Source organism: Bizionia gelidisalsuginis, assembly GCF_008086185.1.
In the GTDB taxonomy this organism is placed as follows: domain Bacteria; phylum Bacteroidota; class Bacteroidia; order Flavobacteriales; family Flavobacteriaceae; genus Bizionia; species Bizionia saleffrena.
The window spans coordinates 12,512-29,319 of the sequence record NZ_VSKN01000026.1 but is presented as its reverse complement, the minus strand read 5'-3'; the positions used below and the strand labels follow the sequence as shown (position 1 = coordinate 29,319).

At 33.0% G+C, this 16,808-nt stretch carries 17 protein-coding genes; 12 read left to right on the top strand and 5 right to left on the bottom strand.

Going from position 1 to position 16,808, the window contains the following annotated elements; translation table 11 throughout:
- On the top strand, positions 1 to 729 hold a 729-nt coding region (locus tag ES677_RS13570), incomplete at its 5' end, for a gliding motility-associated C-terminal domain-containing protein (RefSeq protein WP_148381517.1).
- Between the two features lie 344 nt (positions 730 to 1,073).
- On the opposite strand, the gene ES677_RS15725 is transcribed toward ES677_RS13570, so the two are convergent.
- Both ES677_RS15725 and ES677_RS15720 read right to left on the bottom strand, forming a co-directional pair.
- Entirely contained in the window at positions 1,074 to 1,445 is a 372-nt protein-coding gene (locus tag ES677_RS15725) for an SDR family oxidoreductase (RefSeq protein WP_246124563.1), read from the bottom strand.
- 74 nt (positions 1,446 to 1,519) lie between these two features.
- Positions 1,520 to 1,750, bottom strand: a complete 231-nt coding sequence (locus tag ES677_RS15720) for a hypothetical protein (protein WP_246124561.1) — start codon at positions 1,748 to 1,750, stop codon at positions 1,520 to 1,522.
- Between the two features lie 357 nt (positions 1,751 to 2,107).
- Between ES677_RS15720 and ES677_RS13560 the strand changes: the two genes are divergently transcribed.
- From ES677_RS13560 to ES677_RS13540, 5 genes are all read left to right on the top strand, one after another.
- Positions 2,108 to 2,875, top strand: coding sequence for a sigma-70 RNA polymerase sigma factor region 4 domain-containing protein (locus ES677_RS13560; RefSeq protein ID WP_148370459.1), 768 nt, complete (start codon positions 2,108 to 2,110; stop codon positions 2,873 to 2,875).
- 297 nt (positions 2,876 to 3,172) lie between these two features.
- A complete protein-coding gene (locus ES677_RS13555; RefSeq protein ID WP_148370458.1) occupies positions 3,173 to 3,622 on the top strand; it encodes a pyridoxamine 5'-phosphate oxidase family protein in 450 nt (149 codons plus the stop codon).
- Between the two features lie 349 nt (positions 3,623 to 3,971).
- Positions 3,972 to 4,754, top strand: a complete 783-nt coding sequence (locus ES677_RS13550) for an MlaE family ABC transporter permease (protein WP_148370457.1) — start codon at positions 3,972 to 3,974, stop codon at positions 4,752 to 4,754.
- On the top strand, positions 4,751 to 5,512 hold the full coding sequence (locus tag ES677_RS13545) for an ABC transporter ATP-binding protein (protein ID WP_148370456.1): 762 nt from the start codon (positions 4,751 to 4,753) through the stop codon (positions 5,510 to 5,512). Before ES677_RS13550 ends, ES677_RS13545 begins: the two co-directional genes overlap by 4 nt.
- A 2-nt stretch (positions 5,513 to 5,514) precedes the next feature.
- Positions 5,515 to 6,504 (top strand): MlaD family protein, encoded by a 990-nt coding sequence (locus ES677_RS13540; protein WP_148381516.1) that lies wholly within the window; start codon positions 5,515 to 5,517, stop codon positions 6,502 to 6,504.
- A gap of 34 nt (positions 6,505 to 6,538) precedes the next feature.
- On the opposite strand, the gene ES677_RS13535 is transcribed toward ES677_RS13540, so the two are convergent.
- The 3 genes from ES677_RS13535 to ES677_RS13525 all read right to left on the bottom strand — a co-directional run bounded on the left by ES677_RS13535 (position 6,539) and on the right by ES677_RS13525 (position 9,635).
- A complete protein-coding gene (locus tag ES677_RS13535) occupies positions 6,539 to 7,759 on the bottom strand; it encodes a metallophosphoesterase (protein ID WP_148381515.1) in 1,221 nt (406 codons plus the stop codon).
- A gap of 423 nt (positions 7,760 to 8,182) precedes the next feature.
- Positions 8,183 to 9,103 carry a mechanosensitive ion channel family protein gene (locus tag ES677_RS13530; protein ID WP_148370453.1) on the bottom strand — a complete coding sequence of 307 codons (921 nt, stop codon included), beginning with the start codon at positions 9,101 to 9,103 and terminating at the stop codon, positions 8,183 to 8,185.
- 127 nt (positions 9,104 to 9,230) lie between these two features.
- Entirely contained in the window at positions 9,231 to 9,635 is a 405-nt protein-coding gene (locus ES677_RS13525; RefSeq protein WP_148381514.1) for a hypothetical protein, read from the bottom strand.
- 163 nt (positions 9,636 to 9,798) lie between these two features.
- Between ES677_RS13525 and ES677_RS13520 the strand changes: the two genes are divergently transcribed.
- From ES677_RS13520 to ES677_RS13495, 6 genes are all read left to right on the top strand, one after another.
- On the top strand, positions 9,799 to 11,679 hold the full coding sequence (locus ES677_RS13520) for a sensor histidine kinase (protein WP_148381513.1): 1,881 nt from the start codon (positions 9,799 to 9,801) through the stop codon (positions 11,677 to 11,679).
- A complete protein-coding gene (locus ES677_RS13515; protein ID WP_148370450.1) occupies positions 11,676 to 12,719 on the top strand; it encodes a response regulator in 1,044 nt (347 codons plus the stop codon). Before ES677_RS13520 ends, ES677_RS13515 begins: the two co-directional genes overlap by 4 nt.
- Before the next feature lie 88 nt (positions 12,720 to 12,807).
- Positions 12,808 to 13,668, top strand: a complete 861-nt coding sequence (locus tag ES677_RS13510; protein WP_148370449.1) for a universal stress protein — start codon at positions 12,808 to 12,810, stop codon at positions 13,666 to 13,668.
- Positions 13,669 to 14,162: 494 nt separating this feature from the next.
- Positions 14,163 to 15,011 (top strand): universal stress protein, encoded by an 849-nt coding sequence (locus tag ES677_RS13505; protein ID WP_148370448.1) that lies wholly within the window; start codon positions 14,163 to 14,165, stop codon positions 15,009 to 15,011.
- A gap of 22 nt (positions 15,012 to 15,033) precedes the next feature.
- Positions 15,034 to 15,879, top strand: coding sequence for a universal stress protein (locus tag ES677_RS13500; protein ID WP_148370447.1), 846 nt, complete (start codon positions 15,034 to 15,036; stop codon positions 15,877 to 15,879).
- Positions 15,880 to 15,942: 63 nt separating this feature from the next.
- The gene (locus ES677_RS13495; RefSeq protein WP_148381512.1) at positions 15,943 to 16,776 is read left to right on the top strand and encodes a universal stress protein; all 834 of its coding nucleotides are present in this window, start codon (positions 15,943 to 15,945) and stop codon (positions 16,774 to 16,776) included.
- Positions 16,777 to 16,808 lie beyond the last annotated feature (32 nt).

Below are 16,808 nucleotides of genomic sequence, written 5' to 3'. Positions count from 1 at the left end.
GCAGCAGAACCAATCACAGAATGTTGGGAAACAGCTACGTTTAATAATGATACGTGTATTTGGGAGGTAACAGGAGAACAATCAGCAGCACCAGCGACAGAATGTTGGGAAACAGCGACGTTTAATAATGATACTTGTAGTTGGGTTGTAACAGGAACACAAGAAGCAGCACCGACAATTGGTAATCAAACTGATTTATGCATTGATAATGATTTCGATTTTGATTTATTTAGTCTATTAGGAGGTGATTTTCAAACAGATGGTTCGTGGTCTGTAACTTCAGGAAATGCAACTATAAACGGAAGTATGTTTAATCCCTTTGAGTTGGAATTAGGTGTGCATACATTTACTTATTTTCAGAATACTACAGAATGTCCTAGAAATACAGAAGTTACAATTACTTTAAATGATGACTGCATAGTGTTAGGTTGTGGTGATGAAGTAATAATTTCTAAAGCGGTTACTGCAAATGGAGATCAATGGAATGAATATTTTACTGTAGAAGGTATAGAAGATTGTGGATTCACCGTTGATATTAAAATATTTAATCGATGGGGAGCTAAAATTTATGAATCTAGAGATTATAAGAACAACTGGAATGGATTTACACACAGTAACTCGGTTGGAGGTGCAGATAAAGTTCCGACGGGAACATATTATTACATTGTTAACCTAAAAGGGAGTGGTTTGAAGCCTCTAGTTGGTCCGATTTATCTAGGTACCAAATAATTAAACTATCATCAATAAGTTGGTTGTTGTAATAATATTGTATTAACCACACAGTTATCTACTGTGTGGTATTGAATGAAGATACTGCCAAATTTAACCATCTCTTGATAAATTGGGTTTGATGGAGAACCGTAAAGGGATTGTTAGCTAATCTATTTGTTACGTAGCATATTCTTGTTTAAGGCATATCTCAATATTAGTGCTATCGCGTCTGCCATACGTTAACAATCTTATCTCAAATTTGAGGGTGCCATTACTATTAAAATTGAAACTTGGAATTATTTCAAACCAAGATTCTGTAAGTTATCGGTTAGAGTTTAAACCTCACAATTACGTAAACGTAATTAGGATTGGTTGGCTTTTTTAATATTATTAATAACACCACCATCTAAAAGAATATTGGTGCCAGTAATTAATCTTGCGTCATCACTAATTAAAAAGCGAATAACATCGGCAATGTCTTCTGGTTGACCATTTCTTTTTAAAGGCGTTGCTTTTTTTATTAACGCCATTCTTTCTGGATGTTCTTCAGCTGCTTTTTTACCCCACTTATCTGCGTGTTTCTGAGTTAGAAATTGCACGCCACGTTTCGCGAAAATATACATTATATCAGAACTCTCATTTACGAATTTGCTAATCGTGTTGAATGAATCGACCTTTTTGGGATTAGACAAGGCAGCATAATAGTTGGCGTTTGTTGGTTCTGTATGAGACATCACTGAAGTTAGTAAAACTGCAGAAGAATTTTTCGTTGCTAATCTATAAAAGCCATCAATTAACAGCTCTGTGGCTAGCCAATCGATTGTAAAAACTTTTTTAAATCTTTCAAGGGTCCGCTTATACCAGCAGTATGAATTAGCGCTTTGAACAGCCCATTTCGGGATGTAAAATCTACAAGTTTCTCGATATCATCTTCATTCGTAATATCGCAAGGTGTTCCTTTAGCACTAAAACCTTCTTTTATAAGACTAGTAATCGATATATCAACTAATGCTTGTGAATAGTCGGTGATAATTAACAAATCCTTTTTTAGTACCCTTGCGCACTATAGAGCTATACCTCCGGCATCTTCAGTAATTACAATTACTCTTTATTGTGTTTTTATTTTAAAAAAAATAAGATTTAGCAGTAGAATCTAAAAGTGCTTTCATTTTTCCGTTCTAAAACTGATCTAGGTCATTGGACACCTTCTCTTTTAGTCTTAAATTTAATGAAAAGAGTTGCGTGTTTCAAAATTCAATATTTTGTAAAATTGAGCGATTTTTAAGTGATGTTTTACTTTTACAGGAGGGCTCTATACATAGAGTCTATCGCCTCTATCTGAAACAATAAATCACAATTTGTTACGTCGAATATAAATTACTTAAATAGAAAACTAATGAAGAGAAATATTTCATATTATCACGAAAATCATCTGCGCATTATTGCAAAAACAACATTTCCTAAACTGATTAAATCGAAAAAGGAAGGTGATAAAATTCATTTTAATCAGCATCTACTAAAAATTATGCCCGAATTGAAAATATATATCAAAGGACGGCTAGATGCAGCAATTAATAAGGGGGGCTTTCCTAAAGGAATGTACAAAGCTGACGATTTTATAGATCAACTCTTCATAGAGATTTATGACCATATAGAAACTATTACCGATGATAAGGATTTTTATCTCTGGCTTTTCAAAAAAACAAATGCCCTTTTAGAGGATGTAATTATTGAGGAAGAATTTGATGACTTTTTCTTTAAAAATATTGACGACTATTCGAAGCCTGAATGGGACGCTATGGAAGAAAACTTTAGTACTGACGGTGGAGGTGATTTAGTAATGATTGAAGAATTGAACGATAGTTCATATAATAAAAATGACTATACTTTGAACCACGTATTTATAGAAGATAACTTGAAAGCCCTTACTAATACTATAGATAAAGACTTAAATGAAGAAGCTCTAAGCCGTCATATTCAATTGGTTTTACATAATCTCTCGCTACCAATGCAAACGGTTTTTGAGCTCTCAACAAAACAACATCTTAGTTTACAAGATATTGCTGAAATAAGAAATGTTACGGTGGAAGAGGTGGATAAAATTTTGAGTAACGTAAGAAAAGCATTAGAATTAAGTTTGTTAAACAGGTATCCATCACGTTAAAAATGTGATAGGTTTTAAAGCGTAAAATTAGAAATATAGTGCCCATAAGACTTCTGTTATCGGCACTTAAATTGGTGATCGAGAAATGCGGACGCTTCAAGATTGTAAGGTTTTAAATGGTGCATTAGTTGTGTCTAACAGCCCGATACGAATATTTTTAAACACCTACCTCCGTAGCATACTAAATAGTAATAGAAGACCAAGTAAAGTGAGCATTTTTGGCTGATTTAAATCAGTTATAAAATTGTTTTTTTTACGTAACTTGATGCATAAGTGTAATTTATAACGTTAAAATATATGTTAGGAGAATTAAATAGTAGACAAATTGAATTTGTATTGCACAGTCTTATAATTGGAAGAATAGGCTGTCACGCCGATGGTAAAACCTATGTGGTTCCTATAACCTATGCTTATGACGGGAAATATATTTACGGACATACTACGGAAGGACTTAAGATTAATATGATGCGAAAAAACCCGATGGTGTGTTTTCAAGTTGATGTTATGGAAAATATGAGTAATTGGCGAAGTGTTATTGCTTGGGGAAAATACGAAGAATTAAAAACACGAGAAGAACGCCAAGAAGGTGTTAAGATACTGAGAGACTCCGTAATGCCCGTAATGACTGGTGATACTACCATTAAAAATTCTATGAGAGATTCTCATCAAAAAAGTAACGAAGCTATGGTAGGGGTCGTTTATAGAATAGAATTGAAAGATAAAACGGGACGATATGAAAAAATGTAGTAAAAAATAGATAAAATCGAGTCAGTTATTAGAGTAGAATCGTGACGGCATATGTTAAATAATAGCGCATACCCGTGGTGTTGAAATACAGTGTATTAGAGTTTAGTTTTTATTTCTTGGTTTTAGTTGGTAAAACCACATTTAGTCCCTTATTTACATTAGTAATGTGTTTTTATTCGATATCAAGAGTATTTGGAACACGATTATCAAAAGTCAATTAAAAGAGGTTTTATTTCTGTTTTGCATTCTTATATATAATATTATAAATTAATTGTTAGTCCCTAAGATGACGGTTATCATCTTAGGGTACGCAATAATCTTCTATTTTTGAACGAACCTAAAATTCGCAATGCATATTTTTACTAACATAAAATCCGCCTCAAAGTCCTTTTTTACCGAAATTGGAGAATTGTCGTTTTTTACCGTTCGATTTTTTAAAGATGTACTTAAACGTCCTTTAGAATTGAAAGAATTAGGACGACAATGCTATAATATGGGTAATCGCTCTCTCTTTTTGGTCTGTATTACTGGGTTTATAATTGGTTTGGTTATCACCTTGCAAACACGTCCCACTTTAATGGAGTTTGGTGCCGCAAGTTGGATGCCATCTATGGTGAGTATATCTATAGTTAGAGAAATTGGCCCTATCATTATAGCTCTGGTTTGTGCGGGGAGAATAGGTTCTAGTATTGGTGCAGAGTTAGGTTCTATGCGTGTTACTGAGCAAATTGATGCAATGGAAGTTTCGGGAACTAATCCGTTTAAATATTTAGTAGTAACGCGTGTTTTGGCAGTTACTCTTATGCTTCCTCTATTGGTTATTATCGGTGATGCCATAGCCTTATATGGCTCCTTTTTAATTGAAAACAGCAAAGGGAATGTCTCTTTTACACTCTATTTTAATCAGGTGTTTAATGCCTTAGAATTTGCCGATATTATACCAGCAACCATTAAAACATTCTTTTTTGGTTTAGCCATTGGTATAGTGGGGTGCTATAAAGGGTATTATTGTAAAAAAGGGACGGCCGGCGTTGGTAAGGCGGCAAATTCGGCCGTAGTCGTAGCTTCTCTGTTATTATTTGTAATAGACTTTATTGCCGTTTTTGTAACTGATATTTTCTTTGATTTATGATGGATAAAAAGCACATAACCGAACGTGACATTGTTTTAGAGATTAAAGACCTGCAAAAAAGCTTTGGAGATAACCACGTAATTAACGGTTTTAATTTAAAACTTTATCAAGGTGAAAATTTGGTGATAATGGGTAAATCCGGTTCTGGAAAGTCTGTAATGATAAAATGCTTAGTGGGCTTAATGGAATTAGATAGCGGCTCGATTTCTGTAATGGACAAAGATATTACTAATTTAGACCAGAGAGCTTTAGATATTTTAAGAGCAGATATAGGATTCCTTTTCCAAGGAAGTGCTTTGTACGATTCTATGACGGTACGAGAAAATTTAGAATTTCCCTTAAGACGTCATTCCGATAGATTTGATGAGACCAATACCGAAGCTATGGTTATGGAAGCGTTAGAGAGTGTTGGGTTAATCCACGCTATCGATTTAATGCCTTCAGAATTGTCTGGTGGAATGCAAAAGCGCGTGGCTTTGGCTAGAACCCTCATCTTAAAACCGAAAATTATGCTTTACGATGAGCCTACCAGTGGCTTAGATCCTATTACATCAAAAGAAATTATAATGCTTATGCAGGAGATTCAGAAAAAATATGGCACATCATCACTTATTATCACTCACGATGTCGATTGTGCTCGTGTTATTTCAGATAGAATGATTCTACTAATTGATGGTACCAATTATGCAGAAGGCTCATTTGCAGATTTATCTAAGCGTGAAGATCCAAAAATAAAAGCCTTTTTTAAAAATAAATAATTATGAAACATTCAAACTCACAAAAATTTAATTTAGGGCTCTTTGTAATTATTGGGATAATTCTATTTATTGCGGCGGTTTATCTTATAGGACAACGTCAAGATATGTTTAAGAAAACATTTACGATTAGTTCTTTTTTTCAGAATGTAAATGGTTTGCAAAACGGTAATAATGTGCGCTATGCTGGAATAAATATTGGTACGGTTAAAGGCATCTTAATGATTAACGATTCAACAATAAAAATAAATATGAGTATCGATGAGAAAATTATTACTCACATTAAAAAAAATGCTATTGCAACTATTGGATCAGATGGATTAGTAGGTAATATGATTGTGAATATTGTGCCAGGCAAAGGGGCTTCAGAGGTTATAAAAAATGGCGACCGTATTGAGTCTTACAGTAAAATCGGGCCAGAAGATATTTTAAACACGTTAAATACGAGTTCAGAAAATGCAGCGATATTGACTTCCGATTTGTTGAAAATAACAAAAAATATTACTCAAGGAGAAGGAACTATTGGCGTATTACTTAATGATACAACTATGGCAAAAGACTTAAAAATATCTATCGCTAGTCTTAAAAATGCAAGTTATGGTGCCTCTAACTCTATTCGTGAAGTAAATAAAATATTCTTAAAATTAAAAACTAACGACACCTCTGTGTTAGGCGTTTTGCTTAACGATACCTTATCTGGTGCTAAATTAAAAGCAATGGTAACTAATCTTGAAGCGTCTAGTGCGAAAATGGATAGTGTAGTAGATGCGGTTAACGCTGCTGTTTCAGACTTTAATTCTAGCGAGGGGGCGTATAATTACATCGTGCAAGACACCGCCTTAGTGAATAGTTTAAAATCTACATTACAGAATATAAATGAGGGTACAGACAAGTTTAACGAAAATATGGAAGCGCTTAAGCATAATTTTCTAACCCGAGGTTATTTTAGAAAGTTAGAACGCCAAGAAAGAAAAGCGGCGAAAAAAGAGAAGTAAGACGCAGTTATTGTATTTCGGGCTAAAGACTTAATTAAGTTTTCGTTTTTAATGCTATAAAAGTAATTTCTGGACGCATACCAATTCGAGCAGGGAACCCTAACCATCCCAAACCTCGATTAACATAAAGGTATTGAGATTTGTGTTGGTACAGGCCGGCCCAATGTTTAAACTTATATTTTATAGGACTCCATTGCAAGTTTTTATATTGAAATGCGGCCTGCATACCGTGAGTGTGGCCAGCAAGAGTTAACGTAATATCGGTTTTATCTATAACTTCCTCAGGCCAGTGTGTAGGATCGTGCGACAATAGAATTTTAAACGGAATGTTTTCAATATTGGCCATCGCTTTCTTTAAATCGCCATACTCCTTAAAGGCGGGTTTTCCCCAGTTTTCTATACCTATTATTGCTATTTTCTCAGTATCTTTTGAGATAACCTCAGACGCGTTTAGTAATAATTTAAAATTAATTGTCTTGAAAAAGTGTTGAATCGCCTCAAAATTCTCCTGCTTTAATTCTGGTGTTTCCCATTCGCTGTAATCGCCATAATCGTGATTACCTAAAATAGCATATTTTCCTTTTTTTGCTTCTAATTTTTTAAAAACGCTGTCCCACCCGCGTAATTCCCAAGCATAATTATTTACTAAATCGCCGGTTATAACAATATAATCGGGTTTTAAATTATTAATCTTTTCAATAGCACTTTCTAGTTTTTTATAGGCGTAATTGAAACTACCTAAATGCAAATCTGAAATTTGAACAATCGTTAATCCATCGAAAGATTTTGGTAGGCGTTTAGATTCTATTGTATGATGGTATACTTTAAATTTATAAATAGCTTTAAAAACACCATGTAAAATCACGAAAAAAGGTAAGAATCCTGAAAGCACTCCAATTATAGGAATTATAATTAGCGACTTGTTTTCAGAAAATAAGAAGTTGGTAAAATAGAGAATTGAGATTACAATAATAAAGACAAGCTTGGGGACAAAAGATAAAACACCAAGCCCATAAAACCTGGAAATAAGTAATTGCTTTCTTACTGGGCTAATAGCGTCTAAAGTAATTTTTAAAACTAAAATGGATACCACCAACCCCACAGTGAACAGCCAAAACATAGTGTATAGTAGTGTTTTAAAAATCACAGAATCTACAAAATGCATTATGGATTGCAACCAATAAAAGGCGGTGATATCTACTAATAATAGGGCAACACATAATAAAATAATAGTTAAAAGAGAAAACGATTTCATAGTTGTTATTTTAGCGGTCCTATTTTTTTGACACCTCTAAGATATGGCCTTAACAGGATACATCCTACTATCGTGGATATTCATTGCGTTGATTTTTTAATGGAACCTACAAAACATCAAAAGGTAGTCTAAAATGATATTAAATAACTTAGGTCGTCTATAATAATCAAAACTTGTAATCAAGGTTTTATCATGTACAGAGAGCAAATTGTAACAGGCGTAGAAGGTAGTCGGTTTTGAAATTTAAAATAAGCGCTTTGGTACGAGTAAGATAACATTAAGAAATAATAACTGAGAAATTAAAATTACAAAGACTATTAATGATGAACTCTGAAGTTTGCAAGCGCTATTTTTTAGAGTAACTAAATAATAAGTGTACTAACGCAGAGTAATAACGACTATAAACGGGAATTGAGTAATGTTCTATTCTTGCTTTGCGATATTTACTTTAACATCCAATTCTGGGATTTTAATAAGCTCAATGGTGGCAGACGCTAATACAATTTTACCTTCTGAATTTTCAAATTCTACTCGAATTCTATCACTTAAATGGTGTTTCACAGAGCGTCGTTTTTTAAAATCTACAATATACCTAAGGTTAAATTTAATCCAATTATCGGTAAGTGATACCGCTAAGGTCGGTTGTACTTCAGCATCTTCTATATAATATTTCTTAACGATACCTTCCCATTGTGATTTAGAATTAATTGTAAATTCCGATAGTATTTCAGAAGCTATTTTAATAACAATCGCTTTTGCCAAATCAATATCTGATCCATAGCGAATAGGTAAATCAAGTTCATCCCAAATAAACGGAAAATCTTGCGAGTAATTATAAACACCTCCTTTAAAAACATAAGCATTACTCAACTTTACAATCCGACCGCTATAGTTATCGCCACTTATCCATCCTCCAATCTCCATCATGGTGGTGTACATACTATCCACATCAATAACATCGCCTTTAATATTATTAATTTCTATGCGATCTCCAGGTTGGTACACTTTAAATAAAAGAATATAAATAGAGCCGACAATACTCAAAATGAGCTCCTGCAAAGCAAAAGCCAACCCAGCGGTGATTACTCCTATAATAAGAGTCAAATCTTTAATAGAACCCGAAAAATAAGAGATTGCTAGCAAAAAAAGTAAAATATAGCCAAAAACCTCCGTGCCTTTTTGCGCTTTATACCGAATGGCAGTATTTGTTATTTTTCGTTTTAGATAGGCTCTTATTAATTGTATGCCTATTGTAACGACTAAAACAACAATCATAAACTTGAAAGCCATTAAAATAAAGGGATAATCATTAAACCAGTCTTGCATATTAGTTAGTTCTACCATTATATTTTTAAAGGAAGTGTTTTTAGAGTTCGAATATTTACTGGTTTTCGTAGTTACCTTATATTCTCTTCAAAAGTTTTTGTCATAATCGATAAATCAACTTTCAATACGACGTTGGTGCAGCCACTTATAAACTCCCCTTTTTTAATTCAATATTAAGCGTGCCGAGTAGAATGAGTTCCGATTTATTAATACCAGAGAAACTTACCGCTATCTCCCTAGCTGTTTTTAAAATGAGCATACGTATGTGGTCTGTAAAAATAAATTCATTTTGTTTTTTGAAGTCTATAAAACTATTGTAACAATCTTCAGCACTACGCTCTTTATCTTTACAAAGGTTTGTAAATGTATTAACAATGGTGTTTTTAGAATTGGTTATAGAAGACTCTTTAGGTGGCCAGTAATTTTTTATTAATTTCTCGGTGCCAATGACCTCTTCGTCTCTAACGGTATTATCAGCAGACGCAACAGCATAAAATAATTGACCTAAGCTTTGGTTAAATTGAAATGTTATGTTTTCGTCTGTATTCAAAATGCGTGTTTTTACGGCTTAAAAGTAAGTTGTTTGGTGCTTTATAACTATGATATAAATCAGTTTGAATTAAATAAAGAAAAACTTCACGGTTAGTATTAGGCTACCCGTTGCGAAACAATTAAATTTAAACCTAATAGTGTACATCTTAAATCCCAAATTAATGATTCCTCAAAATCAAGAAATATTTAATATACTACTCGAAGCTGTTTCAGAAGGTGTCATTATAGTGGATAGCACACAAAAAATTGTGGAAGTTAACCAGACTGCTGAAACCCTATTTGGATATAAAAAACGTGAGTTACTTCAAAAAGAATTAAATAGTCTGATCCCTCCAGAATACCATAAAAACCATCATAATCACTTTGAGAATTTCATTAAAAGTGGTGAACGCAGAAGTATGAAAGAGGCTTCAGATATTTATGGTTTAAAAAAAAACGGCTCTAAAATTGCTATAGAAGTTGAACTAAGTCCCTTTACCATATACAATAATAGCTATGTTATGGCTTTAATTAATGATGTCTCGGAACGGAAGGAAATAGAGAGAAATTTAATGTTAAAAAGTAGTGCCTTACAGTCTGCCAGTAATGGCGTTTTTATTACAGATGCGCTACAAGAAGATAATCCTATTATTTATTCTAACACTGCATTTCAAAATCTTACAGGGTATTCAAGCGAAGAAATAATTAATCGAAATTGTAGGTTTTTACAAGGGATTGATGGGGACAAAGACAGTCTTAAGCTATTAAAAGAGGCCTTTACAAACGCGAACAGTAGCCAAATTAAATTGCGTAATTATAAAAAAGACGGCACTTTTTTTTGGAATGATATTTACATTATGCCTATTATTAATAGTGAGGGTGTGGTTACTAATTATATTAGTATTCAAAATGATATAACAAACAGTATTAAAGCGGAAGAAGAGAGTAACCATTTGTCTAATATTATCCATAAGTCTTTAAATGAAATTTATGTTTTTGATGTACTAACTTTAAAATTTCTTAATGTTAATTACGGCGCACAAAAAAACTTGGGTTATACGCTCAAGGAGTTGCAAAAATTGACGCCTTTAGACCTGAAAATTAATGATAGTGTAACCGATTTTAGAGAAAACATGGCGGTTCTTTTAAAAAAGGATCTCGAAAAATTAGAGTTTGAAAGTGTTCACCAAAGAAAAGATGGATCGCTCTATCCTGTCGAGGTACACTTACAACTTTCTTGTTATGGAGAAAAAGAGGTTTTTGTTGCGATTGTTCTAGATATTACAGAGCGTAAAAATTATACTAAAAAATTAGAAAAGACTGTTGAGGAGCGCACCAAGCAACTTAAAATGGCGTTGTCTAAAGAAAAAGAACTTAACGAACTTAAAACAAAATTCTTAACGTTAGTGTCTCATGAATTTAAAACACCTTTAAGTGGTATTTTAACTTCGTCTGTATTATTAGGTAAATATAAACGTAGTAAAGAACAAGATAAACGGGATAAGCACGTTAAAATTATTGGTGATAAAGTAGAGTATTTAAATACAATTCTCAACGATTTTTTGTCTTTAGAACGCTTAGAATCGGGAATGTTAAAATATAATTTATCGCACTTTAAACTTAGTAAAGTTATAGATGAGGTTATTTACAACGCCAATATGCTATTAAAAGAAGGACAGTTTATTACATATCCCGATAATATTGATGATTTATCGCTCTTTCAAGATGAAAAAATTATGGTATTAGTGCTTTCTAACTTAATTAATAACTCTATATTATATTCTAAAGCGCATACAACAATAACTATTGGTGTAGCTCAAGATAATACTTTTACAACAATCGAGATTAAGGACCAAAGTATTGGTATCCCTTTAGCAGACCAGAAAAATATATTCGATCGGTATTTCAGAGCGCGTAATGTTGTTAATATTCAGGGCACTGGAATTGGTTTAAATATTGTTAAAACGCATCTAGAAAATTTAGGGGGTACCATACGTTTTACAAGTAAAGAAAACGAGGGTGCAACCTTTACAATAACGCTTCCTAATACGGCAAAACAATGACAAGTATTTTACTTATTGAAGACGATCTCGTGCTGAGAGAAAATATCGCCGAAATTTTAGAACTTTCAAATTATAAGGTTTATATGGCATCAAATGGAGCGGTTGGTGTGACTTTGGCTAATGAAATTGTGCCAGATATTATTGTGTGTGATATTATGATGCCCGAGCGCGATGGTTATGATACACTTAAGATGTTGTCTAAAAACGAGATTACAAAGTATATTCCTTTCATATTTCTTTCAGCAAAAACAGAACATAAAGATGTGAGAAAAGGAATGAATATGGGGGCGGACGATTATATTACGAAACCTTTTACAGAAGAAGAACTTATTAATGCTATCGAAAGTCGTTTGGCTAAGGCATTAATTCTTAAAGATTTTAATACGGTTGCTAACGGCGCTACATTAGAAGGTATGAAGTCTATTAATGACTTGAAAAATTTCTTCGATGATAATGGGACTTATTTTACATTTCAAAAAAATACCACAATTTATTGCGAAGGCGGTCACTCCAATTATATTTATCTCATCAATAAAGGTATAGTAAAATGTCATCAAAGCGACGAACAAGGTAAAGAGTTGGTTACTTCGTTATATAAAGAAGACGATTTGTTTGGTTACACTTCATTTACCACGAGCGTACTAAATAAAGCCACCGCAATTGCTATTGAAGACGTGCATTTAACGGGGATTTCAACTGTTCTATTTAATGAGTTATTAAGTGATAATCCTAAGGTTGCTTTGGAGCTGATGCAACTAATATCAGACGATCTTTTAATTGTAAAGAACCAATTACTGGAAATGGCGTATGGTTCGGTAAATAAAAAAACGGCAAAAACCATTTTAAAATTTGCTGAAAAATTAAATCGAAAACCAGAGGATCCCATTAATATCTCTCGCAGCGATTTAGCTAGTGTTGCAGGAATAGCCACTGAAACTTTAATTCGGACTTTAACCCGTTTTAAAAAGGAAGGTATTATTACTGCGGATGGGAGAAATATTAGAGTTTTGGATCTCGAGAAATTGAAAAATATGACATAGGCTTTAAAAAAGACTGTAATAAAATGAGCAATATCATTTTAAGTTTGTCGTCTTATCTTTAAATTAGCCATTCTAAAATTAATGAGCTATGAAAAACATATTACTACCTACAGACTTTTCTGAAAATTCTTGGAATGCCATAAATTATGCTATTCAGTTTTTCGAAAACCAGAAATGTAACTTCTATATTGTGCACATCAACGATATGAGTGATGCAATGACTAGTGGAGTGCCGCCATACTTAGACAAAAGCGAAAGAGAGGCTATTCAGCTCAAACAGTCAAAACATAAAATAAGCACACTTTTAGAACGTGTTGAAACCTTATCTATAGATCGTAAGAATCATAACTTTTACTCCATATTAGAAAAAAATATTTTCGTAGCAGGTATTCGTAAAATTATAGACCAAAAACAAATAGATTTTATTGTGATGGGGACTAAAGGTAAGTCGGGCTTGAAAAAAGTTATTTTAGGTACTAATACAGCCGATGTTCTTACAAAAGTAAAATGCAACACTTTAGTAATACCCGAAAACGCAACCTTTACTTCGCCTAAGGAAATTGCATTACCTACCGATTTTTCGCTAGCACATAATTTGCAAATTTTACAACCAATAGCCGAAATCCTAGAACGATTTAATGCTACATTACGCATTCTGCATATTAGTAAAAACAAAATAAACCTTAATAACGACCAAACGCAGAATAGAGAACTACTGGAAGATTATTTTCACCACCACGAACATCATTTTCATTACTTAACTGAAAGTAAAGTAGAAATTGGTATTCAAAACTTTGTAGAAAGCAGAGATATAAATATTATTTGTATGGTAGCAAAAAATTTAAACTACTTCCAGAAAATACTTTTACATTCAAAAGTGGGAAGCATAAGCTATCACACAGATATTCCGTTTTTTGTTATACACGAGAAAAAAGAGGATTTCGAATAAATAAATTCAAATTAAAAAGCTGTTTTAAGGATTTAGAATAACAATACAACAAGAATCCTAACCGTTGTTTTTTAAGCGAAATATTGGGCGTTATATAGCGGCGAGATTCTCTATTTTAGAGATCTCATAATTTAATTCTTAACTTGCTATAGCGCTTCTTTTTATAATTTTAGAACCCTCTAAACAAGCCTCTGAAAAAGAATAATTTTATATTATTTTTTTTAGAGGCGATGTGGGCTTTACGCTAATCACTCTTGTGCGTAATTAAAAGATTAAACCACATAAACGTTAAGCGAGGTAGTCGCTCATTAATTATAAATAATTAAGATTCACCTTAATTTACACACCGTTAATAAGAATTATCGGGAATACAAATTGGTCGCTATAAACGGAGGCGCTAAAAGTCTTATTTTAAATGGTGTAATCTGATATATATCATAGTTTCTCAAGAATTATGTACTTAGTTTTATAGTTAATATATAAAATAAGCGATCATGCTATCGATACTATTACCAACAGATTTCTCAGAAAACTCAGTGAATGCGATTAACTACGCTTTGGCATTCTTTAAAAACCAAAAGGTGCAATTTTATTTTATGCATACGTATAGAAATGCATTTTACGACCATAGTGATCTAAAATCGCGAAAAGATTTTGAAGTTGTTTTAACTAAGGTGAAAAAAGAGTCTCAAGAGAATCTTGAAAATCTGCTTAAAAAAGTGAATGAATCGGAATCAAATCCGAAGCATAGTTACCACAGTATTTCGGCCTTTAATACGCTTGTGGAAGAGTCGAACGACATCGTCGATGATAAAAATATCGATTTAATTGTTATGGGCACCAAAGGCAAATCTGACGCGCGAAATATTGTTTTTGGAAGTCAGGCTTTTCAAGTTTTAAAGTATGTACAATGTCCTGTTTTAACAATTCCAGCACAATATACTAATACGGCACTAAAGCGTATATTGTTTCCAACAAGTTATCTCATTCCATACAAACAACGTGAGTTAGAGTTATTGTGCGTATTAGCGAAATTGCACCGAAGCGCTGTAGATGTGGTACACGTTTCTACAAGTAATAAGCTGTCTATACGTCAAGAAGATAATCAAAAGTTTATAAAGGAGGCTCTTATAAATAGCACGGTTAATTTTAGCGTAAAAAACGGTAAAAATATCACTCAAGGTATTTCAGAATACATTCAAGAAAACGATATCGATATGTTAACGATGGTCAATACGCAATATTCCATTTTGGAGGATATGCTTTTTCCTTCTAAAATTGATCAAGTGAGCCTCGGCTTAGAGATTCCGCTTTTAGCGCTTCAAAATACGTCCCGCAATTAAAATATAACACAGAGTTATCCTTATGAAACATATACTTTTACCAACCGATTTTTCTGATAATTCCTGGAATGCAATTCAATATGCTATTACGCTTTTTAAAGATGAGAGGTGTACGTTTCATTTGCTAAACACTTATATTCCAGTAGTGTATACTGCCGAGTTTGTATTGGGGTATCCTGCGCAGTTGGAACTGGGAGATGTTATAAAAAACACGTCAATAAATAACCTTAATGCGTTTAGTGAGAGACTCTCTGAAACGTTACAGAAGAATTCCAAACATACCTTTAAAACCGTTTCTCGGTTTGACTACTTAATTTCTGGGATTAAAGAATTTATTTCCCAAAACGACACCTATCTTATAGTAATGGGTACTAAAGGCGCCACTGGTGCTAACGAGGTGTTATTCGGTTCTAATACAGTGCACGTATTTAAAGAAATAAAATGCCCTATATTGGCAATTCCATCGGGATTTGAATATCAAAAACCACGTCAAATTCTTTTTCCCACAGATCTTCAGATAGATTTTGATACAGAGCAATTAGAGGTGTTAAAACAAATGGTTAAAGCGCACCATTCTAAAGTTAATGCACTGCACGTTTCTATGGGAAAGGCATTAACGTCTAGACAGAAAAATAGCCAATCACAATTAAAAGAACAATTTGCAGACGCCTTCTTTTTATTTCATCATTACGAAAGTAGGACAGTTACCGCTGCAATTGATAGTTTTCAGACAACGACAGATGTGAATTTACTCGTAATGATTAATAATAAACAATCGTTTTTCGAAAATATATTTTTCAAATCTACCATAAATCAAATTGGTTTTCATATTAATGTACCCTTTTTGGTTATTCCTGCTACGCACTGACTTTTATCAGTATAAAATAGTATTTATAATGTTAGTTTAGCGTTTTATTTTAAGATAAACACTATGAAAATTAATATACTTTTACCAACAGATTTCTCAGTAAACGCTTGGAGTGCGGCTTTATATGCCTTCAAATTATACGAAAAAGAAGACTGCACATTTCACTTTTTGCATTCCTCGAACCTGCCAGTGGTGGCTATGCAGAACGTGTCTAATAAATTAGCACGTGTTATGGACGAAAACGCAAAGGCAGCGCTTTTAAAATTAAAAAAAATAGCCGAAGAATCTAAGGTGAGTATTACTCATAATTTTGAAACGATTGTAACTAATGAGGACTTAAAAGATGCGCTTGAAACCTGTGTAGAAAGTAAAAAAATAGACCTTGTTGTTATGGGGACCAAGGGAGCTACTAATGCAACAGAACGATTTATTGGAAGTAATACGGTAAGTATTATAAAAAGAGTAAAGAATTGTCCGGTGCTTGCTGTACCAGATAATTTCGAATTTGTTAATCCAAAACAAATTGCGTTTCCAACAGACTTTAGCCGTCTTTATAATACAGAGTTACTGCCGTTAAAACAGTTAGCAGAATTATTCGATTCTAAAATTAGAATTGTTCATCTTAATAAAACTGACGATATTTCAGAAGCTCAAGATTATAATTTAGAGCAGCTTAAAATAGCTTTAAAACAATATTCTTACACGTTACATTGGATTCCGGAATACGACAAAAAAGATCAAGGAATTAAAGGTTTTATTGAAGAGTTAGGTGTAAATATACTGGTTATGATTAATTACGAACATAGTTTTATTGAAAACATTATGAGAGAGCCGGTTATAAAAAAAATAGGTTTTCACCCAACTATTCCTTTTTTAGTTATACCGTGTAAAAGCTAAAAGGATGCGTATTATTATAAAAGAATAAATAT